General features: G+C 68.9%; 14 protein-coding genes. 8 read left to right on the forward strand and 6 right to left on the reverse strand.

Annotation, left to right across the window (positions count from 1 at the left end; genetic code table 11):
• Position 1: 1 nt before the first annotated feature.
• From J3P31_RS09690 to J3P31_RS09700, 3 genes are read left to right on the forward strand one after another with little or no spacing between them, the layout of a single operon-like run.
• Positions 2 to 406: a hypothetical protein gene (locus J3P31_RS09690; RefSeq protein ID WP_210528230.1), complete on the forward strand. Its 405-nt coding sequence runs from the start codon at positions 2 to 4 to the stop codon at positions 404 to 406.
• An 8-nt stretch (positions 407 to 414) separates the two neighbouring features.
• Positions 415 to 990, forward strand: a complete 576-nt coding sequence (locus J3P31_RS09695) for a cytochrome c oxidase assembly protein (RefSeq protein WP_246849401.1) — start codon at positions 415 to 417, stop codon at positions 988 to 990.
• A complete protein-coding gene (locus tag J3P31_RS09700; RefSeq protein ID WP_210528232.1) occupies positions 987 to 2,057 on the forward strand; it encodes a c-type cytochrome in 1,071 nt (356 codons plus the stop codon). Before J3P31_RS09695 ends, J3P31_RS09700 begins: the two co-directional genes overlap by 4 nt.
• Before the next feature lie 290 nt (positions 2,058 to 2,347).
• On the opposite strand, the gene J3P31_RS09705 is transcribed toward J3P31_RS09700, so the two are convergent.
• From J3P31_RS09705 to J3P31_RS09715, 3 genes are all read right to left on the reverse strand, one after another.
• On the reverse strand, positions 2,348 to 3,604 hold the full coding sequence (locus J3P31_RS09705) for an aminopeptidase (RefSeq protein WP_210528233.1): 1,257 nt from the start codon (positions 3,602 to 3,604) through the stop codon (positions 2,348 to 2,350).
• Between the two features lie 85 nt (positions 3,605 to 3,689).
• Complete coding sequence (locus tag J3P31_RS09710) at positions 3,690 to 5,252, reverse strand: DHA2 family efflux MFS transporter permease subunit (RefSeq protein ID WP_210528234.1); 1,563 nt, start codon at positions 5,250 to 5,252, stop codon at positions 3,690 to 3,692.
• 5 nt (positions 5,253 to 5,257) lie between these two features.
• Positions 5,258 to 6,502, reverse strand: a complete 1,245-nt coding sequence (locus J3P31_RS09715; protein WP_210528235.1) for an HlyD family secretion protein — start codon at positions 6,500 to 6,502, stop codon at positions 5,258 to 5,260.
• A gap of 174 nt (positions 6,503 to 6,676) precedes the next feature.
• Here J3P31_RS09715 and J3P31_RS09720 point away from each other — a divergent pair, with 174 nt between their 5' ends.
• On the forward strand, positions 6,677 to 7,390 hold the full coding sequence (locus J3P31_RS09720; protein WP_210528236.1) for a TetR/AcrR family transcriptional regulator: 714 nt from the start codon (positions 6,677 to 6,679) through the stop codon (positions 7,388 to 7,390).
• Positions 7,391 to 7,566: 176 nt separating this feature from the next.
• A complete protein-coding gene (gene glpK, locus J3P31_RS09725; RefSeq protein WP_210528237.1) occupies positions 7,567 to 9,039 on the forward strand; it encodes a glycerol kinase GlpK in 1,473 nt (490 codons plus the stop codon).
• A 19-nt stretch (positions 9,040 to 9,058) separates the two neighbouring features.
• Here the strand turns inward: glpK and J3P31_RS09730 are convergent, their stop codons facing one another.
• Complete coding sequence (locus J3P31_RS09730) at positions 9,059 to 9,838, reverse strand: DeoR/GlpR family DNA-binding transcription regulator (RefSeq protein WP_210528238.1); 780 nt, start codon at positions 9,836 to 9,838, stop codon at positions 9,059 to 9,061.
• A 150-nt stretch (positions 9,839 to 9,988) separates the two neighbouring features.
• On the opposite strand from J3P31_RS09730, the gene glpD reads away from it, so the two are divergent.
• The 3 genes from glpD (at position 9,989) to J3P31_RS09745 (ending at position 13,680) form a co-directional block, all read left to right on the forward strand.
• On the forward strand, positions 9,989 to 11,629 hold the full coding sequence (glpD, locus tag J3P31_RS09735; protein WP_210528239.1) for a glycerol-3-phosphate dehydrogenase: 1,641 nt from the start codon (positions 9,989 to 9,991) through the stop codon (positions 11,627 to 11,629).
• A gap of 114 nt (positions 11,630 to 11,743) precedes the next feature.
• Positions 11,744 to 12,742, forward strand: coding sequence for a serine hydrolase domain-containing protein (locus tag J3P31_RS09740; RefSeq protein WP_210528240.1), 999 nt, complete (start codon positions 11,744 to 11,746; stop codon positions 12,740 to 12,742).
• A 95-nt stretch (positions 12,743 to 12,837) separates the two neighbouring features.
• Positions 12,838 to 13,680 carry an SIR2 family NAD-dependent protein deacylase gene (locus tag J3P31_RS09745; protein ID WP_210528241.1) on the forward strand — a complete coding sequence of 281 codons (843 nt, stop codon included), beginning with the start codon at positions 12,838 to 12,840 and terminating at the stop codon, positions 13,678 to 13,680.
• A gap of 7 nt (positions 13,681 to 13,687) precedes the next feature.
• Here J3P31_RS09745 and pbpC read toward each other — a convergent pair whose 3' ends face one another.
• On the reverse strand, positions 13,688 to 15,730 hold the full coding sequence (gene pbpC, locus J3P31_RS09750; protein ID WP_210528242.1) for a penicillin-binding protein 1C: 2,043 nt from the start codon (positions 15,728 to 15,730) through the stop codon (positions 13,688 to 13,690).
• Positions 15,727 to 21,183: an alpha-2-macroglobulin family protein gene (locus J3P31_RS09755; protein WP_210528243.1), complete on the reverse strand. Its 5,457-nt coding sequence runs from the start codon at positions 21,181 to 21,183 to the stop codon at positions 15,727 to 15,729. Before J3P31_RS09755 ends, pbpC begins: the two co-directional genes overlap by 4 nt.
• Positions 21,184 to 21,309 lie beyond the last annotated feature (126 nt).

Genomic DNA, 21,309 nt, shown 5'->3' on the forward strand with positions numbered 1-21,309 from the left:
CATGACCGACCAGCCGCCGAGCCCCGAGCACGAGTTCGCCGAAGAACAGGCGAGCCTTTGGCGGATCACCCTCGGGCCGTTGATCTGGGCGCTTCACTTCATCGCCTGCTATGCCGCCGCTGCCGTGATCTGCGCCAAGCTGGACGCGTCGCCACCGGCGATCGAGGCCATGCGCTGGTCCATCGGCGCCGGAACGCTGGCGGCCCTGGCCGGGATCGGCTGGGCGGGACGCCGGTCCTGGACGCAATGGCGCGACGGCAACGACGACGTCTTCGACGATGACGACGGGTCCAACGAGGATCGGACCCAGTTCCTGGGCCATGCCGCGCTTCTCCTGTCGATCATCTCCTTCCTGGGCGTGATCTACACGGCCTTGCCCGCCTTCTTCGAGACGAGTTGCCTATGAGCCCCCGGATGGCAGTCCTGGCCCCGGCCGGCGCGGCCTTGGCGCTGGCTTGGGGCGCTCCACTCGAAGATTGGTTCGGGGCAGCCTTTCCCGCGCATATGCTGACGCACATGACGCTCGTTGCCTGCGCGGCTCCGTTGATCGTGCTGTCGGTCCCAAGCCTGGTTCGCCGGATGCACGTTCCTGTCCTGGCGGGCGCGGCTGCGGAGTTCGCCATCGTCTGGGGGTGGCACCTGCCCGTGCTGCATGGGGCGGCCCGTCTCGATCCCGGATGGGGATTTGCCGAGCAGGCCATGTTCCTGATCGGAGGGCTGATGGTCTGGGCGGGCGCGCTGGGGGCGGCCCAGCCGCTGGCCGGAGCCGGGGCGCTCCTGCTGACTTCCATGCACATGACCCTGCTCGGGGCCTTGCTGGTCCTGTCAGGCAATGACCTTTACGCCGCCATCTGTGGAACGTCCCCCGATGTCGGCGGCCAGCGCCTGGGGGGGCTGCTGATGCTGGGGATCGGCACGCCGATCTACCTGGCAGGGGGCCTGTGGCTCACGGCCCGGGCGTTGCGCCTGCCGGACGGGGAGGTGGCATGAGGACCGTCCTCCTGACCATCGTGGCCTTGATGGCGCTGGCAGTGCTGTCCGGAGCGGCCGTCGTGTTCGGCGGGCTCTACAACGTTTCTGCCCGGGCTGGCCATTGGCCCATCACCGAATGGGTCCTCCACACGGCCTACAGGCAGTCCGTCAAGCTGAGGGCCCCCCCCGAGCATGAGGTCCCGGAGTTGACCGACGCCCTGGCGGCGCTGGGCGCGCGTCACTTCGACCGGGCGTGCCGTCAGTGTCATGCCGCGCCCGGTGAGGAACGGACCGCGACCATCGAGCGGATGATGCCACGGCCGCCTCCGATCGAGGTGGCGGTCAGGGACTGGGACCCGCGCCATCTGGGCTGGATCCTGCGCGAGGGCGTCAAGATGAGCGGGATGCCCGGCTGGCCCTCAAGCCGACAGGACGAGATGTGGTCGGTGGTCGCGTTCCTGGTGCGGGTGCAGGGCGGGATGGATGCCCAGACCTATGCCGCACTCACCGAGACGCCGGAGGCGCGCGGCCCCGAAGGGCTGGGTTACTGCGCCGGCTGCCATGGACTCGATGGACGCTCCGGAAACCCGCATATTCCGCGGCTCGACCTGCTGGACGCCGCCTACCTGACCGAGTCGATCACGGCCTATGACCGCGGCCTTCGCGAAAGCGGGATCATGTCCCATGCCGCCTCCGAGTTCATGCCGGAGCAACTGGATCGGCTGGTCGCGTATTTCGGCTCGCTGCCCGCCGCCGCCGAGCCGCAGCCTGCGGACCCGACCCTCGCGGCCCGGGGGCGGGATTTGGCCCATGCCGCAACGGCAGACCCCGAGGTTCCAGCCTGCGCCGCCTGCCATGGTCCCGAGGCGAATCCCGCATCGCCCATGGGACCCGGGCCCGCCATTGCCGGACAATACGAGACCTACCTCGGCACCCAGTTGAGGTTGTGGCGCGAGGGTGCGCGGGGCGGCGGACCCCAGGCCCAGCTGATGCGGGCCGCCGCCCGGGACCTCTCCGACGAGGATATCGCGGCCCTGGCCGCCTACTATGCCAGCCTTCTTCCGTCAGCGGATCGGGACGGCTGAGACCTGTTCCAGTAGAAAGCTGTCTCCGCCATGGGGCACCTTTGACGCGGGACGACCCCCGATCTCGCCCAAGCGAAGGCTGCGTTAGGACTGTTGGTGTCGCCCATGCAGTTGGAGGCACGACCGACCCGGGACGGTCCGGGCCAGACGGAGGCGGTCGGCGGTCGCGATAAGGGCTGCCGGATTGGATGTTGCGGAAGGTTCCGCACGCTTTCCGCACCAGCATTCGGATGGCGCAGGTTGTACTGGTTGAATGCAGCGCGTCCGGTCGGAAGGAGGGCAGGCCGCCCTCAGGCCCATTCGCCCTTCCGGAAGACGGGCACCCTGCTCCCATCCGCCGAGAGGCCGTCTATGTCGATCTCGGCCGATCCTATCATCCAGTCGATGTGGATGGCGCTCCGGTTGCCGCCGCGCGCGGCAACCTCCTCCTCGGAAAGGGTCGCGCCATCGCGGAAGCACTTGGAGTAGCACTGGCCCAGGGCGATATGGGACGCCGCGTTCTCGTCGAACAGGGTGTTGAAGAAGAGCAACCCCGATTGGGAGATCGGCGACCCATGCGGGACCAGGGCGACTTCCCCTAGCCGACGCGCGCCCTCGTCGGTATCCAGCGCCTTGATCAGCACGGCCTCCCCCCGCGAGGCGTGGGCTTCGACGATCCGGCCGCCCTCAAAGCGCACGCGGATGTCCTCGATCAGGGTGCCTTGGTGGGAGAGGGGCTTGGTCGAGGCCACATGACCTTCGACGCGGTGGGCATGAGGCGTGGTGAACACCTCCTCCGAGGGGATGTTCGGGTTGCAGATCACGCCGTTCCGGGCCAGTGAGGCGCCGCCCATCCATTCATGGCCGTCGGCCAGCCCGACCGTCAGGTCGGTCCCCGGCCCCGTGAAGTGAAGGGCCGCGAAGGACTGCCCGTTTAGCCAATCCGACCGGTGCCGCAGGGCGGCGTTGTGCGCCTCCCATGCGCCGACCGGGTCGTCGCCGTCCACGCGCGAGGCGGCGAAGATCGCCTGGGCGAGCCGACCCTGCGCATCCTCGGGCGAGAGATCGGGGAACATCCTCTGCGCCCAGGCGAGGCCGGGCCAGGCGATGATGTTCCAGTTGATTTCGAAGTTGGTGATGCGTTCCCGCGCGGGCGTGTAGGCGATGGACATGGCCCGGTTGGCCCGGCCGACCTTGTCGGGATCCTCCTGCGCCAGCAGCATGGGATCGTCGCCGACGATGGCAAGCCGCGCGGTGTTGGCGTCGAAGGCCTTGGCCATGCCGTCGTAGAGCCAGCCCGCCGCCTTGTCGAAGGCGGCATCCGGCGCGTGCCGGTAGCGGGCCAGCGTGACCTCGGGATCGGCAAGGATCGGCGTCACGATGCCCGCGCCGGCCCGGTAGGCATGTTCGGCGATCCGGCGGACCAAGGGGAGTGCCTCGGCCGGAGCCGTCAGAAGGAGGTCCTGGCCGGGTTGCAGGTTCAGGCCGACCTTGACCGCGAGTTCGGCCAGCCGGTCGAGCCGATCGGCATCGATGGTCCCGGCGGCGATCCGTTGCTGCGTGTTCATGGTCGCTCCTGCGTGTCTGACCTTGCCCGGTGACCTTAGCGGCGGCGTCGATGGGGTCAACGAAGGGGCGCGCGCCGCCCCCGCGTCAGTGCGCCCCGGCCGCCTTGCCCGGAGCAGGCTTCTTCATGAGGAGCGCCGTCACCGCCAGTCCGCCGAACAGGACGGTGATGAGCATGAAGATGTCGATGAAGGACATCACCGCCGCCTGTCCGCGAAGCCGTCCGGCCATCTGGATCAGCGCCCCCGTGGAGCCGTCGAGCCCTTGGGACTGGAGGTTGGCCGCCATGGAGTCGAGCTGCCGCACGGCCTCCGGATTGGACCAGGTCACGGACTCCGCCAGCCGGGCGTAATGCAGGTCGCGCCGGTCCGACAGCACCGTGTTGATGATCGCGAGGCCCACGGCGCCGCCCAGGTTGCGCATGAGGTTATAAAGGCCCGAAGCTCCCTTGATCTTCGCCGGAGAAAGGGTGCCAAGCGCGAGGTTGTTGATCGGCACCATGCAGATCATCAGCGACAGCCCCCGCAGGATCTGGGGCAGCAGAAGTTCATGGAAGTCCCAGTCCGCCGTAAGCCCGGTCAGCATCCAGGTCGAGCTCGCGAAGCCGATGAAGCCCAGCAGGAGCATGACCCTGAGATCGAGCCGCGAGGACAGGATCCCGGCCAGGGGCGCCGAGACGAACATCGCCATGCCCGAGACGAAGACCGTTTCGCCGATCATCAGGCTGTCGTAGCCCCGGATCGACGACAGGTAGAGCGGATAAAGGTAGGTCAGGCCGTAGAGCCCGATACCCATGACGAAGCTGAAGACGGATCCGACGGCGAAATTGGTGTTCCCGAAGGCCGAGAAGTCGACGAGCGGCTCGTCCCGGGTGAACGCGCGCCAGAAGGTCGCAATGCAGCCCGCCACCGTGATCGCGGCCATGATCGCCACCGCCTCGTCGGCGAACCAGTCGTTCCCGGGTCCCTCCTCCAGTACGTATTCGAGGCCGCCCAGGAACGCGGCCAGCGCGAGCAGCCCCCACCAGTCGAACTTGGAGAACAGGTTCCAGTTGGGTCGGTCGAAGTCGATCAGCGTGAAGGCCGCGGCGGATACGGCGATGCCCGGAATGACGTTCACGAGGAACAGCCAATGCCACGACATTGTATGGCTCAGGTAGCCTCCCAGGGTCGGTCCCACCGTGGGCGCGAGCGTCGCCACGAGCCCGACCATGGGGGACACGATGTTGCGCTTGGACGCCGGAAAGATCGTGAACGCCGCGGCGAAGACCGACGGGATCATGCCGCCGCCCACGAAGCCCTGCACGGCCCGCCAAAGGATCATCTCGTTGATCGACGACGACATCGCGCACAGGAAGCTGGACGCGGTGAACCCCGCCGCCGCGACCGTGAAGAGGATGCGCGTCGACATGACCCGCCCCAGGAAGCCCGAAAGCGGGATCATGACGACCTCGGCGATCAGGTAGCTGGTCTGCACCCAGCTGATCTCGTCCCCGCTGGCGCCGAGCCCCGCCTGGATCTCGGGCAGGGAGGCCGAGACGATCTGGATGTCCAGGATCGCCATGAACATCCCGAACACCATGACGAGGAACGCCACGATGCGCCGGGGCGTGAGCTCCGGCTCGGCAGGGACAGCAGCGGGGGCGGCCAAGGACGTTACTCCGTCCCGGTCGCGGCGGTCAGCGCGGCGTGCTGCTGGCCTTCCCGGTCGGGGGCGGTCCGGCGATCCACGGCGACGACCGCCGACAGGCCGGCGCGCAACTGCCCCGTTGCAAGGGCCTCCGCGGGGATCTCGATGCGCACCGGCACGCGCTGCACGACCTTGGTGAAGTTGCCGGTCGCGTTGTCCGCAGGCAGCAGCGAGAAGACCGAGCCCGTGGCCGGAGCGGTCGAGGCCACGGTGCCCTCGAACTCCTGGTCCGGGAGGGCGTCGAAGGTCAGGTGCACCTTCTCGCCGGGGACGATGCCCTCCATCTGGGTTTCCTTGTAGTTCGCCTCGACATAAAGGTCGCCGTCCGGCACCAGGGCCGCAAGACGGGCGCCCGGCTGCACAAGGTCGCCGGTCTCGAGCGACAGGTTCGCGACGATGCCATCCGCAGGCGCGCGCAGGACCGTCAGGTCGAGGTTCCGCTGCGCTTGGGCCACTGCGAGCTCGAGCTCATGGCGGGTGCCCTCGGCCTCTCCCCGCTGGGCGCGGAGCACGGCGACCTGCGCCTCTGCGCTGGTCACGGCGGCCCGCGCCTGGGCGAGGCCAGCAGTCGCGGTGTCGAGACCCTCGTTCGCCTCATCAAGCTTGGCCTGCGCCACCACGTTGCTTTGCGCCAGGCTGCGCGACCGCTCCGCCGCAGAGGTCGCCGTGCGGAGCTGCGCCTCGGCGGCGTCGCGCGCCGCCTCGGCCTGGGTGATACCCGCCTGCGCGGCCTGGATCTGGGCGTCGATCCGGGCCAGCGTGTCATCGGCGGTCGCCACGCGGCTTTGGGCTGTATCCAAGGCGATCCGGTAATCGCCGTCATCCAGGCGCACGAGCACATCACCCATGCGGACGTGATCGTTCGCGTCGACCAGCACCTGCGCCACATAGCCTTGCACGCGGCTGCTGATCAGCGTGATGTCGGCCTGCACATAGGCGTCGTCCGTCTCGACAAGGAAACGGCCTTCCGTCCAGTAATCCTGCGCCTTGTAGGCGACGCCGCCCAAGACCGCCAAGGCGATCACGCCCAGGATCAGCTTCTTGCGGCCCTTCTTGGGGGGCACCACGGCGGCCTCGACAGCCACGGGCTGGGCTGCGGGGGCGGCTGCGTCCGCTCCGGATTGCCGCGCGGCGGGACCCTCGGCAGGGGCAGGGCGGGCGGCACCGGCGTCCAGCGCCGTGTCCTGGTTGAGGCGTTCGTGTCGCGACATCTCGCCAATCCTTGAAGCGCCGCCGGCGGCGTTGATGGAGGATCCCGACGGCGGTCGCGAATCCCGACCGAACCGTTCAGTTCGATGGCGATGTAGCGCCGGACCCAGTACCAATCAAGGGTTCATAGAACCGATCGGTTCGATTATATGGAGATTGTGAGCACGAGGGATCGCATGACTTCTTGGCAGAATGGTTCGACGGCTGGCGGCGACGAGGACGCGCTGGATCCCTGCGATTCCGCCGAAGGCGGGTCGTCGCCAAAACGGCGCCATTCGGCCGGCGAAGACCCTGCCAAGCGGGATCAGATCCTGGACGGCGCACGGCAGGTGTTCATGGACCAAGGCTACGATGCGGCCAGCATGAACGACATCTGTCGGGCCGCGGGCGTCTCCAAGGGCACCATCTACGTCTACTTCTCCAACAAGGAAGAACTGTTCGTTGCCCTGATGGCGCGCGAGAGGGACAGGCTGTTCCTCGACCTTGACCAGCTTCTCGACGGCGACCGCCCGCTTCGCGACCGGCTCCATGCCTACGGATGCCGGCTGGCCGAACTCATCTGCTCGGACGACGCGGTCAGGGCGCAGCGCATTATCATCAGCACGGCCGAACGGATGCCCGAGCTTGGGGCGCGCTTCTTCGATGGCGGCACCCAGCGGATCCAGGGCAGCCTCCGGCGGCTGCTGGAGCGCGAAACCGTCGCGGGGCGGCTTGCCGTGACGGATGTGCCCTTGGCCGCGCAGCAGTTCGTGGAGTTGTCGGCAGCAGGATTGCTGAGGCCCAGGCTGTTCGGCAAGGCACGCACCCCTCCTTCGGCGGCGACCATCAGGGCCAACGTGGACTCGGCGGTGCGGATGTTCCTGCTGGCCTATGGGGCGGGCGGGACCTGACGACGGACCGTGGCCAACGCTCGATGCCGCCTGCCGTCCTGCGTGGGTCAGGCGTCTTGATGCCGGTGGCTTGGTCTTGGGGCATCGCGTCCTCGCTCACCGTCGGCGGCTTTGGCCTGGAACCAAGATTGATCCTGCTTTGCCAACCGGACGGGGAGTAAGGTAACGCTTGGAGCATGACCCATCTTCTTGCCATCGACCAAGGTACGACCTCCTCGCGCGCAATCCTCTTCGATGGGAACCTGCGTCCTGTTCGGATTGTGCAACAGGAGTTCCCGCAGATCTTCCCGCACTCGGGCTGGGTGGAACATGACCCGGAGGCGATCTGGTCCTCGGTGCTCGCGACGGCGCGGGAGGTGATGCAGGGGATCGCTTCGACCGAGGTGGCTGGGCTCGGCATCACCAATCAGCGCGAGACGACGCTTGTGTGGGACAGGCGGACGGGGCGGGCGATCCACAATGCCATCGTCTGGCAGGACCGCCGCACCGCCCCGACATGCGAGGCCCTGGCGTCCGAGGGCTGGGCCGAGGCCGTCGCCGACCGGACGGGCCTCATCCTCGATCCGTATTTCTCGGCCACCAAGCTGGCTTGGCTGCTCGACAACGTCGACGGCGCTAGGGACGCCGCCACGGCCGGGCATCTGCTGTTCGGGACGGTGGACAGCTTCCTGATCTGGCGACTGACCGAAGGCAGGGTCCACGCCACCGATGCCACGAACGCCGCCCGCACCATGCTGTATGACATTCGGGCAGGCGCCTGGGACGAGGAACTCTGCGGCAGGCTCGGCGTCCCGATGAACCTGCTGCCGGACGTGCGTGACTGCGCGGACGACTTCGGCACGACGACCTTGCTTGGCGGGACGCTCCCTATCCGGGGTGTCGCCGGGGATCAGCAGGCCGCAACCATGGGACAGGCCTGCTTCAACCCCGGCATGATGAAATCCACCTATGGGACGGGGTGCTTTGCCCTTTTGAACACGGGCCCGGACTTCGTCCGGTCGCGCCACCGCCTGCTTACCACGATCGCCTATCGCCTGGGCGGGCGCACCACCTTCGCCCTGGAAGGGTCGATCTTCGTCGCCGGGGCCGCGGTCCAGTGGCTTCGGGACGGCCTGCATCTGATCGGGCGTGCCGAGGAGTCCGGTGATCTTGCCCGATCCGCCGACCCCGAGCAGGACGTCATCCTCGTCCCGGCCTTCACCGGGCTGGGCGCACCGTATTGGGACGCGGGTGCGCGGGGGGCGGTCTTCGGCCTGACCCGCGCCTCGGGCACGGCCGAGTTCGCGCGCGCGGCCCTCGAGTCGGTCGCGTTCCAGACTCACGACCTCCTGCAGGCCATGCGGCTCGACTGGCCGGCCGCGAACGAGACCGTGCTCAGGGTGGATGGCGGGATGACGGCCTCGGACTGGACGATGCAGCGCCTGTCCGATCTTCTCGGGACACCGGTGGACCGACCAGCCATTCGGGAAACGACGGCTCTCGGAGCGGCTTGGCTGGCAGGCTATGCGGCCAACGTGGTCCCCGGCCCCGAGGGCTTCATGGAAAGCTGGTCGCTCGAGCGGCGTTTCTCCCCGTCGATGCCATCCGACGAGCGCACCCGCCGCCTTGGGTTATGGCAGGATGCCGTCCGTCGCGTGATCGGACCCTGAGCACGCGGCCCTTCCCGGGTCAGCCCGCACAGGCCGGATGGGCCGCGACGATGACGGTCGTCTGCCAGTCGCGGCACAGGCCCGCCAATGCTTCGGGAAACGCCCGATCGGTCACGACGCAGTCGATCTCGGCCAGGGAGGCGATCCGGGCCGGGGCATGGCGCTGGAACTTGGAATGGTCCGCCACCAGGATCGATCGACGGGCCTGGTCCAGGACCGCACGACTGACCCCAACCTCCTCGAGGTCGTAGTCCAGCAGGTCGCCCCCTTCATCGAGGGCCGAGCATCCGATGACCCCGACATCGAACCTGAACTGCCGGATCGTCTGCGCGGTCAGCGCTCCGACCATCCCGCCATCGGCGTGCCGAAGCGCGCCGCCCGCGACGACGACCCTGCAATCCGGGCTGGCCTGCAGGATGTTGGCCACGTTCAGATTGTTGGTCACGACCAAGAGGTTCCGGTGATGGACAAGCTCGTGCGCCACCGCCTCTGTGCTGGTTCCGATCGCCAGGAACACCGAGGCGTCGTTCGGGATCATCTCCGCGCAGGCCCGGGCCATGGCCGCTTTCGCGCCCGCCTGAAGTCGCCGCCGTTCCTCGTAGTCGATGTTGGTGGTGCTGGACGGGTAGACGGCGCCGCCATGCACCCGCTCCAGCCGCCCGGTCTCGGCCAGTTCGGCCAGATCGCGGCGGATCGTCTGCAGCGTGACACCGAAGTGCTGGGCGAGGTCCTCCACCGTGACCTTTCCATCGCGCCGCGCAAGGTCGACGATCTCGGGCTGGCGAAGTGACTGAGACATCCGAAACTCCAGCAGGTGGGCGAGATCGGTAGCATGATTCCGGCGCGGTTGGCGAGACGCTGCATATCAATATGGAAGGAAAACGAAGCACGATATGCGCGGAAATGCGTGCATTCGCGCGCGGGGGGATTATATCGAACATCAGCGAACATGGAGAGTGCCGTGCCGACTCCTGCTGCGGACCAACCCTTCGACCTCCTCATCATTGGTGGAGGCGTGAATGGTTGCGGCATCGCCCGCGATGCGGCGGGCCGGGGGCTCCGTACGGTGCTCTGCGAAGCGGGCGACCTCGCCCAGGCGACGTCCTCGGCGTCGACCAAGCTCTTTCACGGTGGGCTGCGCTACCTCGAGTTCCTCGAAATCCGTCTGGTCCGCGAGGCCCTGATCGAGCGGGAAACCCTCCTGCGGGCCATGCCACATATCTCCTGGCCGCTTCGCTTCGTGCTGCCGCTCAATCCCGACATGAGGTTCGAAAGCCAGACTCCCGTGTCGCGGGCGCTGGGACTCGCGATGCCGTGGATGAAGGGGCGGCGCCCCGACTGGCTCATCCGGCTCGGCCTCGGACTGTACGACACCCTGGGTGGACGGGAGATCCTGCCCGGAACCCGGACATTGGACCTGAGGACCGACCCGGCAGGGCGGGCTCTCAAGCCGCGGTTCACCCGAGCGTTTGAATACTCGGACTGTTGGGTCGAGGATTCGCGCCTGGTCGTCCTCAACGCACGGGATGCGGAGGCTCGCGGGGCGACCGTGATGACCCGCAGCCGCGTCATGTCCGCGAAGGTCAAGGCGGGCCTCTGGGAGGCGGAGGTGGCGCGACAGGACGGTTCGGGCTCGCGCACGACGGTCCGCGCCCGGGCCATCGTCAATGCGGCAGGACCCTGGGCCGGCGAGGTGCTGAGCCACGCTTTGGGCCTGGAATCGCGGGACCGGGTGCGGCTGGTCCGTGGCTCGCACATCGTGACACGACGGCTCTTCGATCACGACCGCTGCTACTTCTTCCAGGGGCGCGATGGGCGCATCATCTTTGCCATCCCCTATGAAACGGACTTCACCCTGATCGGGACGACGGATGTCGAGCACCCGGACCCCTCGGTGCCTCCGGTCTGCACGCCAGAGGAGCAGGACTATCTCTGCGCCTTCGCGTCCGAGTACCTTGCCGCGCCGATATCGCGCGAAGATATCGTCTGGACCTACTCGGGCGTGAGACCCCTCCATGACGAAGGGGCCGCTTCGGCGACAGCTGCAACCCGGGACTACACGCTCAAGCTCGATGACAGCCGGGGGGCGCCCGTTCTTCACGTCTTCGGGGGCAAGATCACCACCTATCGCCGGCTGGCCGAGGCCGCGGTGGGCCGGATCGGGCCTGTCCTGGGGAATGGGCGCGGACCCTGGACGGCAGGGGTGTCGCTCCCCGGGGGGGACTTTCCGGTCGATGGGGCGGAGGCCCTGGCCGCCGGACTTCGGCGCGACTTCCCCTTCCTCGACGAGCGCTGGGCGCGTCGCCTCGTGCGGGCCTACGGCACCGAGGCCCGGATCTGGCTGGGCCAGGCCAAGCAGGCCCGCGACCTTGGCGAGGACTTCGGCGCAACCTTGACGGAGTCCGAGCTGCGCTGGCTCATGGAGCGCGAGTACGCGCTGATGGCCGAGGACGTGCTCTGGCGACGCAGCAAGCTTGGCCTTCGCTTCGACGCAGCGATGACGGCCCGCCTGGATCGCTGGATGCAGCAGCATCGGGCCGCGGCCCGGGGCATCGCCTCCCAGGATGCGTCGGCCAGCCTGGTCCCCTGAAGCTCCCTGCTGGTGCCCTGCGGGTCGCCGGGTTCGCCGGGCGCTCACCAGCGGTTGATTGGACCGCTCCGTTCTGGCCGCCATCATCGCTGGCACCTAGCCTGGAGAGCCGCCATGATCCGACTGAGCCGCCGGACCCTGTTCGCAGGCGTTGCCGCCTTTGCCGCCCGCCCCGCCCTGGCCCAGCAGCCTACCTGGGACGACGTGGCCGAAGCGGCCCGGTCGCTGCCGCAGCTTCACGCCATCATCATCGCCCAGGACGGGCAGCCGGTCCTGGCCGAGGCGATCCGAGGCTCTGGGCTCGACACTCCGACCAACGTCAAATCGGTGTCGAAGTCCATCGTCGCGCTGCTTCTTGGGGCGGCCATCGACCGCGGGGTGGTTCCGTCGGTCACGTCCACCTTGGGCGAGGTCGCGCCCCGGCTGATCCCGGACGGAGCCGATTCCCGGGTCGCGGGGCTGACGATGGAGGATCTCGTGACGCTGCGGGCCGGGCTCGAGCGGACCTCGGGGCCGAGCTACGGGGAATGGGTGTCGTCCTCCAATTGGGTGGCCAATGCGCTCTCGCGTCCTTTCGTCGCAGAGCCGGGGGGGCGGATGCTTTACTCGACCGGCACCTTCCACGTGCTGGGCGCGGCGCTGGCCGAAGCCTCTGGCGAGTCGCTCCTCACCCTTGCGCGCGAATGGCTGGGCAACCCGCTCGATATCGAGATCGCGCCATGGACGCGGGACCCGCAGGGCTACTACCTGGGCGGAAACGAGATGGCTCTGAGTCCCCGGGCGATGCTGCGGGTGGGCGAGTTGCTGCGCCAGGGCGGCACCTGGGACGGACGGCAGGTGCTCTCCCGCGATTGGGTGGAGGCAAGCCTCACCCCGGCCACGCGGTCGCCCTTCTCGGGGCTGGCCTATGGCTATGGGTGGTTCCTGGGTGACACGCCGGCCGGACGGCTTGCCATCGCGCGCGGCTATGGCGGGCAGATCATCGCGGCGGCCCCGGATCCGGGGCTGACCATCGTCATCACCTCCGATCCGACGCTTCCGGCGCGGAGCGAAGGCTATTTCGGCGACCTCATGGCCCTGATCGAGGAGCGGATCCTGCCCCTCGCTGCGTGATCCCGTCGATCTCCGCCCGACCCATCCGGCGAGGACCGGATCAACGCAGGGGTCGACCGGGGAACATTCGACGGCCTCTCCGGTTCGAAGGGATCATGGCAGATGACATTGATGAACTGGCGCGCTCGATCCACGATCGCCGTGCCATCCTGTTCGTGGGCGCGGGCGTCTCCATGGTGGTGGGGCTGCCGTCCTGGCAGGAGTTGATCGACCACATGGTCGAGGATCTGGGGCTGGAGGAGGAGGCCATGGCCGGCGTCAGCCTCGACCACCCGATCCTCGCCGAATATTACCGGATCCGGCATGGCAGCATCGGCCCGTTGCGAAGCTGGATGGACCGCGAATGGAAGGTTTCGGAAGAGCGGGTCCGGGACTCGCGGGTGCACCAGCTCATCGTCGAACTCGATTTTCCGCTCATCTATACGACCAATTACGACCGCAACCTCGAGCTCGCCTTCGAGACCCAGGGAAAGGCCTTCGCCAAGATCGCGAATGAGCGCGACCTGACCTTCGCGGGGTCGCACCGCACGCAGATCATCAAGTTCCATGGCGACTTCGACGACGATGCCAGCCTTGTCATCACCGAGTCCGACTACTTTTCCCGGCTCAACTTCGACAGCCCCCTGGACGTGAAGTTCCGGGCCGATGCCATGAGCCGGACCCTGCTCTTCATCGGGTACTCCATGCAGGACCTCAACATCCGGCTGCTGCTTCACCGCATTTGGGAAAGCTGGAGCAGGTCCCCCTACGAGCAGAACCGGCCACGAAGCTGGGTCTTCCTGCCCCGGGCCGGTCCAGCTCAGGAGGCCGTGCTGAACCGTTGGGGGATCTCGGTCGTGACATCCAGGGACAAGGACCCGACCAGCGCCTTGACCTCGTTCCTGGAGCGGCTGGCGGAGCGCGTCCGGGAGTTGGGTGCGCCGGAGCCGGAGGATTGAGGCCAGCCTAATCGAGCGGGCGAAGCTCGAATCCGGCCGACGCCGCGCGGCCGTTCGCATCGACCACGGTGACCCGAGAGAAGCCCTCCCCAAGGTCGTCCAAGGCGAGTTCCCTTGACCGCGAAGATCCCGCGGGACGGCCGTTCGCCAGCCAGGTGAACGGCGCCAGCCCTCCCGTGATCCGCGCGGTGACGGATTGTCCCTCGATGATGGCCCCGTCCGGCGGGAAAGCGAGCATGGGTCCGTCGGTCCCCACGTCCTCATCCCCGCGGAAACGGCGCAGCGGCGCCGGCAGAGCGTCGTTGCCGACCATGAGTGTGGCCGGGGGTGCAGGAGGGAGCGGCGTCACCCGGCCCAGCCTCTCGAAGGTGGCAAAAAGAACAGGGGCCGCGAGGTCCGCCCCGAAGGCGCCGGGAACCGACGTGCCGTCCGCCCGACCCATCCAGACGCCGACGACGTGCCGGCCGTCGAAGCCCATCGCCCAGGCGTCGTGGTGGCCGTAGGAGGTCCCCGTCTTGAAGGCGATGCCTTCGCCCCGGACGCCGCGCGGACGCGGCGTATCGCGCAGGATGTCGGCCAGCTCCCAAGCCGCCACGTCGCCGAGGACACGGGTGGCTGAATGGGGGGCAGCTTGGCCAGGGTCGATCCGGAGATCCACGGACAGGCCGCCCCGGGCGATGGCGGCATAAAGGCCGGTCAGATCCCGAAGCGAGAGCCCCATGCCCCCCAATGCGATCGCGAGCCCGGGCGAGTCCCCGCTGGCGTTCGGCAGGACGGGATGCGCCCCTGTCTGACGCAATCCCGCCATGAGATGGGCAGGCCCCACGGCCTCGAGGACCTTCACGGCCGGGACATTCAGCGACAGCTGCAGCGCCTGGCGCACGCGCACGTCGCCCCGGTACAGGCCATCGAAGTTCTGCGGCCGCCATCCTCCGAAGTCGGTGGGCCGGTCGGCGATCAGCGTCTCGGGATGCAGGAGCCCACGGTCGAAGGCGAGACCGTAGATCAGCGGCTTGAGCGTGGATCCGGGGGAACGTCGCGCCTCGGTCATGTCCACAAAGCCCCGGCGGGCGTCGTCGGTGAAGCCCGAGGAGCCGACCGAGGCCAGGATGTCCCCGGTCGCATGGTCCGCGACCAGGATCGCCACCTGAAGGCGGTCCCCCTGGTCCCGGACCGCCTGGGCGGCAAGTTCCTCGAGCCGCGCCTGGAGCGATGCGTCGATCGTGAGCCGCACCTCCTGAGCGAGAGGATGCACCGCCCGGGCACGGTCGGCGGCATGGGCGGCCAAGAGAGGGAACGGGATCCGGCGGTCCGGCACCGGTTCCGTCGTGGCCGCGTCAGCCTCTTCCGCGGGCAGGATGCCGTCGCGCGCCATGCGGGCGAGCACGCGGTCGCGGGCGACATGGGCCACGTCGGGGTGCCGGTCCGGCCGGCGCGACTCCGGGGCCTGTGGGATCGCCACCAGCAGCGCCGCCTCTGCCGGAGTAAGGCGCGTGGGAGGCTTTCCGAACCACGCGAGCGATGCGGCCCGCACCCCTTCGAGGTTGCCGCCGAAGGGGGCCCGCTCGAGGTAGAGCTCAAGGATCTGAGCCTTGGTGAGCCGCCGTTCGAGCGCCAGGGCCACCCGGATCTGCCGGATCTTGCCCATCCAGCGACCTGTGCCGCTCTCCTCCAGCAGGCGGGCGACCTGCATGGTCAGGGTCGATCCGCCCGACACGACCCCACCCGACACCACGGCCTGACCTGCGGCGCGAAGGAACGCCCAGCCGTCAACGCCGTGATGGTTCCAGAAGCGTCGATCCTCGTAGCGCACCAGCATGTCGAGGTAACGGCGATCGACCGCGTCGATCGAGACGCCCATGCGCCAGCGACCGTCCGCCACCGTGTAGGCGCGCAGGAGCCGACCGTTCCGGTCGACCACCTCGGGCGACTGGGCGGCGACCAGCGGCGGCAGCACCGTCGCATCCACCCAGGCGTCGAGCGCGTCGCGTCCCGCCGCCACGGCCCAGAGCGCCAGCGTCAGAGCCAGAAGGGCGCGCGCGACCCTCATGGCGTGATGGTCACCTCGCCGGTGGCGCCGTTGGCGCGCATCGCCGGGCGGTACATGTCCTCGACGGAGGGCGCGGGGTGTCGATACTCGCCGGGGGTCACGGCGCGCACGATGTAGGCGACCTCGAAGGGATCCTCGGACTGCCAGTCCACCGCCGCCAGGAACCTGTCGTCACGGGCCTCCGTATGGCTGGGCTGGATTGCGGTCAGCCACTCCAGCCCGCGGGTGCTTCCGCTGGACAGGAGGTTGGGGTTGTCGATCTCGAACCCCCCCGGAAGAGGATCGTTGACCATGAGGCGCGCCGCCTGGAACCCCATCGGCGTGACCTGCAGCACCGCGACGAGCCGCGTGCCGACAGCCACCTCGTTCGGCGAGACCGGCGCCCCGTCCAAGGTGTAGTAGGTCCGCTCGATCGACCATCCGGTGCCGCCAGCCGGTTCCGGCGTCTCGGGCACGCCCAGCGCCGTGACGGTCAGGTCGATCTCGCGGGTGCCCGTGTTCTCCACCCGGGCGGTCGCGCCATTCTCCTCCATGTGCCAGGCCACCGGTCCTTGCGGCACGGTTCCGTTCACCGTTACCCCGGCTGCGCCCGCATCCTGCGACATCGCGGCTGCGGCCAGAAGGGTCCAGACCGACTCCTGGGTGGAAGCGGGTTCATTGACATGGCTCCCGACCTCCGCAGACAGCGCGCCCGTGTCCACCGCGCTGCTCCCGGCCTCGACGGCGAGCGTCAGGACTGCGGCGGCGTCGCGCCATTGCGTGCCATAGTCGGCGCGCCACACGGATTGCTGCGGCTCGGCCCCGGCCATTCCGAGCATCGCGTCCGCCTGGCCAAAGAGCCGGTCGGCCCGGGGCTGGTCCCCGTAAGCGGCCAGCGCTGCGCCCAGTTGCGCCAGCGCCAGCGGCGTGGCGAACTGATCGGCCTTGGTGTCGGCGTAGTAGCGCAGGTCGCCCACCAGGGCCTCGCCTTCCTTCGCCAGGACTAGGAGCGCGTAGGCCAGATCCTCGCCGCCCGCCTCGAAGTCGGGATAGTAGGCAACCTGGTTTTTGAGGTTGGCGATCGCCAGCGCGAATGCCACATCGGGCACCTCGTGGCCCTGAGTCCGCGCCCGGCTCAGGAAGTCGGTCACATAGGAGTCGAGCCACAGGTCCCCCGACCAGGGCCCCCAAAGGCCGAACGCCCCGCTCGAGTCCTGATTGGCCAGGATCAGCGTGATCGCATCCGAGATGCGCCGATCCAGATCTGTGCTGGGCATCAAATCCAGCGCCTTCGCCACATCGGCGAGATAGAGCAGGGGCAGGGCCTGGGAGGTGACCTGCTCGGTGCAGCCGTAAGGTGTCCGGTCGAGGGCGGTCAGCAGGCCGGCCACGTTGAGCCGGGCGAGCGGGCCGACCGACAGCGCCGCCTCGGCCGAGCCCGGAACAAAGCCTGCGAGCACCGTATCGTCGAACGTGAACCCCATCCCGGGATCCAGGGTGAAGCGCAGGGTGCGGGCGGTCACCGGGTCGCGGGATGTCACGTTGACCGGATAGGTCCGCTCCAGGCGCTCGCCATCGGGCGTCGTGATGCGAACGGTCACGTCGTGGGTGCCGGGCGCGGAGGCTATGACCCTCAGGTCCCGCCGCCAGGTTCCCCCAGGTTCCAGGTCCGCCAGCGGGCGTTCGCGCGTCATCGGGATCGACAGCCCCTCCGACGGGATCACCTGCACCTCGTACTGGCCGCCCACCCCCGCCGTCTCGGTCAGGTCGATCCGTAGGCGGCTTTCGTCCCCCGGCGACAGGACACGGGGCAGGGAGGCCGTCAGCACCACGGGATCCCGGACGATGACCTCGTCCTCGGCCGCGCCCACGCCGTCGTCGGACCAAGCGATGGCCATGAGCCGGACACTCCCGTTGAAGGCCGGAAGATCGAACGTCACCTCGGCATGACCTTGGGCGTCCACCTGCACCGGACCTTGGAAATAGGCCAGCAGGTCCTCGGTCGGAGGGGACGACTGAGTGGTGACGCTCATGCCGTCGCCACCTTGGCGCAGGACCCCCGCCGCCCCTCCGGTCGGCTCGATCAGACGGCCATAGAGGTCCCGCAACTCCACGCCGAGACGATGCTGGCCGAAGTAGTGCGCGGCCGGATCCGGGCTTTCGAAGCCGGTCAGGTTCAGGATCCCCACGTCGACCGCGGCCAGCGTTACATAGGTGGGCTCTCCTGCCACAACGCCCTGGACGTCGATCCCGACGGTCAGGGGCTGCCTCGGCCGGACCTCGGCGGGCGCATCGAGCGCCACCGAGAGATGACGCCGACCGGGGTCGATCGACGCATGCGCGATTCCCAGGGACCGGGCGGGAAGCCGCGCGTCCTCGGGCGCACGGCCGTCGAGCGGCCGAAGCAGGTGCGCTGCGACATAGACCCCGGTGCCCCAGTCGTCCGTAACCGGAAGCTGCACCTGCGTCTCGCCGGCCGTGACCTCCACGGCCCTGAGGGCGACGAGCCGGTTCGCGAGCACGGAGACGATGGCCGTTCCCTCACCCTCGGCGGCGATCCGCAGGGTGGCCGTCTCACCGGGCTTGTAGCGGTCCGCATCGAGCGAGACATCCAGACGGTCGGGCGACTCCTCGGCCGAAGCCGGGGCGTACCAGCCGGCAAGGAACGTCGCCGAGGCCGCCGCATGGTCGCCATCCAGTTGTTCGGCGACGATTTCGTAGCGGCCCCATTCGACGGGAACGCGAACCGTCGCCGGGCTGCGGCCGTCCAGGGCCGTTTGGCCCGAGCTGACACGGACGCGGCGCGTCACCGGCTCCCAGGACCAGTCGCCATCGAGGGAGTACCACTGGTAGCGCGTTTCGAGCTTGTTCACGGTCCAGGCGACGGTCATCGTCTCTGGGGCCATCTCGGGGCCAAGCCCCAGGATCGAGACCTGGGCCACGCCCCCCACCGCGACAGGTTCGGACGGAACCTTCAGTCCCAGGATCGACCGTCCCGGATCGACGGGCACGGTGACGCGGCGCTCGACCGGGCGGCCCGAGCTTTCGACGGCCCGGACGGCGATGCTGGCCTCGAGCGGCTGCATCGGGGGCTCGTCGAGGACGGGAAGGGCCAGAGACAATTTCGCTGAGCCATCCGCTTCCGTGATCGTCCCGCCGAAGCTGTCCTGCCGCGTTCCGACGGGTGCGTCGTGCAAGCCCCAAGTGTAGCCAGGGTAGGCCTCCACGTCCTGTGCGGCGGCCAGCGTCACGTCGCCCTCCAGGGTGATCCCTGCCGCGGGTGCGCCGAAGAGCCAGTCGGCCTGCACGTCCACCGGGATGGCATCGGTGATCCGGGCGCGTTCGGGTGCGTCGAGCGTCACGTCGATGCGCTCGGGCAGGAAGTCCTCGACGAGAAGGCGGCTCTCGGCCAGCGGCGCCTCGGTCTCGGGGTCGATCAGGACCGAAAGGCGCCATGTGCCGCGTGGCGCGTTGGGGGCGATGTCGAAGGCGAAGACGTGCCCGCCCGCGGCATCCTGCGCCGAAGTCTCGCGTGCGTATTCGACCCCGTCGGGACGGGTGAGCACGGCGGTCAGGGGGACGCCGGACATGGCCCTCGCCTGATCGTCGCGCAGCAGCGCCGTCGCATGGATGGTCTCCCCGGCACGGTAGGCCCCGCGATCCGTCGCCAGGAAGGCATCGGTCGGTCCCGAGGGCTCGATCCCCTCGACGCCGCGATCCGACAGGTCGAAGGCCGGGTCCATGAGCGACAGGAAGGCCATGTCCGACGGAGCGGCTGCGTCACCTCTGGTGACCGTGACGAGCGCCGGAGCCTCGCCGCCCGTGCCGCGCGACAGGCCTGCGGCAAAGCGGGCCACCCCTTCTGGATCCGTCGTCGCCCGCCCCAGCACGCCGTTGGCTCGGGACACAAGGGCAACCTGCGCCCCTTCGACGGCCGACGCGTCCGACAGGGATCGCACCACCACCGTGAGCCCGTCATCGCCCTGGAAGGTCGCAAGGCCGAGGTCGGACAGCACGAACCACTGGCTCGTGGCCGGCGCGGCGTCGAGGTTCTGGCCGGGAACGGCGGCGGTCAGCACGAACACCCCGGCGGGCTGGTCCTTCAGCAATTCCGCCAGGGGCACCTCGGTCGTGACGTCGGCGTTCAGATCCGCCTTCCCGACCTCCACCGTCCCTTCCCAGACGAGCTGGCCCAGGTTCTCCGTGAACCAGGACTGGTCCCAGTCGTAGACGGGCGCGTCGAAGTTGCCGTCCACCAGCGTCCGGAGCAGGTTCTGGTCGTTGACCCGCGACAGCCGCAGCGCGACCTCGGACAGGTTGACGGTCTCGACCGGGATCGAGGTCTGTCCGTCCCGCGGCAGCACATAGGCGCGCGACAGAACCCGGACGGCGGGGCTGCGGTCGCGGACGTAAAGGTCAAGAGGCACGGTCTTGGCCAGCGTCTCGCCCGAGGCGGAGGGAAGGCCTTCGCGCAGCGCCAGGTGGATCCGCTGCCCATGGGCCAGCCCATCCACGCAAAGCTGCTGGCCGTCGGCGGAGACCGTCAAGGCGGCATCGGGCAGCTGGACGAAGGGAGCGTAGTCGAAGCCGGGCCTGAGACCCTCATTGAAGGAGACGCAGGCCCGAGGCTCGGCCGCGTCGCTGTCGACCTGGGTGTCCGTGACGTTGAACCCGAACAGCCCGACGACCCGGTCGAGCGCCTCATCCAGCTCGGGCCGGGGATCGAGCTGATAGGCCTGTCGAAGCACCGGGATCGCCTCGCGTCCGCGCCCCTGCGCTTCGAGAGCTTGTGCCAGCAGGGTGAGGGCGTCGGCCTGCGAGTGTCCGTCGGCGCTTCGCAGGTAGGCTGCGATGGAGGCCGACACGGCGCGTCCGCGCGCGATGTCCGCTTCGTTCGACCCCGAGGGGAGCGACAGCCCCAGGCGGGCGTAGTCGCGCCAGAGGCCCGGATCGTCGTTCAGGGCGACTGCGGCTCCCGTGAAACGGAATGCCGCGAGGAGATCGCCGGCCGCCTCTCTTTCCCGGGCCGCCGCGATCAGCTCGGGGGCGGAGAACTCGTCCGACGAGTGCTCCCGACCGACCTCCCGGCCCAGCGTTTCCGCGCCCTCCAGGTCCCCGGGAGGCAGGAAGCCGAGCCGAGCCGCCCGTTGCGCCGCATTGGCCAGAACATCCGGATCGGTGTCGAGCACGCGGCCCGAGATGGTGCCGTCAAAGGGCCGGATCTCGCCCACCCCGCTCTTGGGGAAGCACGAGGCAGCGCCCTGATTGTAGGTGAACGCGACGCAGGCCCTGTCGGCCAGGCAGGTCGCCTGACAGGCATCGAGCGAAAGGTCGAAGAGTTGCGTGAGGTCGGAGCCATAGAAGTCCACGTCCCGCGAGATGGCGACCCGGCGGTCCGGCACCCCGTCCGGGGCATCGCCTTGCGCAAGGGCCGGCGTGGCCAAGACAAGCAGGGCGGCAATCAGGCGGCGCATCACGGGTCCTCCCCTGGGTCGTGCGATCCGAGATTCGCATCACGAGCCGGCGCTGTCTACGCGGCGGCGGGTGCGGTTATCCCGACTTGGGGCCGTCCCGAGGCAGAACGTGTCGCCCCGCAGCCG

Source organism: Rubellimicrobium arenae (genome assembly GCF_017916275.1).
Lineage (GTDB): Bacteria > Pseudomonadota > Alphaproteobacteria > Rhodobacterales > Rhodobacteraceae > Rubellimicrobium > Rubellimicrobium arenae.

What these genes read in the sequence shown, in the direction of transcription:
- J3P31_RS09690 (WP_210528230.1), top strand. Translation starts at nt 2, where the DNA reads ATGACCGACCAGCCGCCGAGCCCCGAGCACGAGTTCGCCGAAGAACAG.
- J3P31_RS09695 (WP_246849401.1), top strand. Translation starts at nt 415, where the DNA reads ATGGCAGTCCTGGCCCCGGCCGGCGCGGCCTTGGCGCTGGCTTGGGGC.
- J3P31_RS09700 (WP_210528232.1), top strand. Translation starts at nt 987, where the DNA reads ATGAGGACCGTCCTCCTGACCATCGTGGCCTTGATGGCGCTGGCAGTG.
- J3P31_RS09705 (WP_210528233.1), bottom strand. Translation starts at nt 3,604, where the DNA reads ATGAACACGCAGCAACGGATCGCCGCCGGGACCATCGATGCCGATCGG.
- J3P31_RS09715 (WP_210528235.1), bottom strand. Translation starts at nt 6,502, where the DNA reads ATGTCGCGACACGAACGCCTCAACCAGGACACGGCGCTGGACGCCGGT.
- J3P31_RS09720 (WP_210528236.1), top strand. Translation starts at nt 6,677, where the DNA reads ATGACTTCTTGGCAGAATGGTTCGACGGCTGGCGGCGACGAGGACGCG.
- glpK (WP_210528237.1), top strand. Translation starts at nt 7,567, where the DNA reads ATGACCCATCTTCTTGCCATCGACCAAGGTACGACCTCCTCGCGCGCA.
- J3P31_RS09730 (WP_210528238.1), bottom strand. Translation starts at nt 9,838, where the DNA reads ATGTCTCAGTCACTTCGCCAGCCCGAGATCGTCGACCTTGCGCGGCGC.
- glpD (WP_210528239.1), top strand. Translation starts at nt 9,989, where the DNA reads ATGGAGAGTGCCGTGCCGACTCCTGCTGCGGACCAACCCTTCGACCTC.
- J3P31_RS09740 (WP_210528240.1), top strand. Translation starts at nt 11,744, where the DNA reads ATGATCCGACTGAGCCGCCGGACCCTGTTCGCAGGCGTTGCCGCCTTT.
- J3P31_RS09745 (WP_210528241.1), top strand. Translation starts at nt 12,838, where the DNA reads ATGGCAGATGACATTGATGAACTGGCGCGCTCGATCCACGATCGCCGT.
- pbpC (WP_210528242.1), bottom strand. Translation starts at nt 15,730, where the DNA reads ATGAGGGTCGCGCGCGCCCTTCTGGCTCTGACGCTGGCGCTCTGGGCC.
- J3P31_RS09755 (WP_210528243.1), bottom strand. Translation starts at nt 21,183, where the DNA reads ATGCGCCGCCTGATTGCCGCCCTGCTTGTCTTGGCCACGCCGGCCCTT.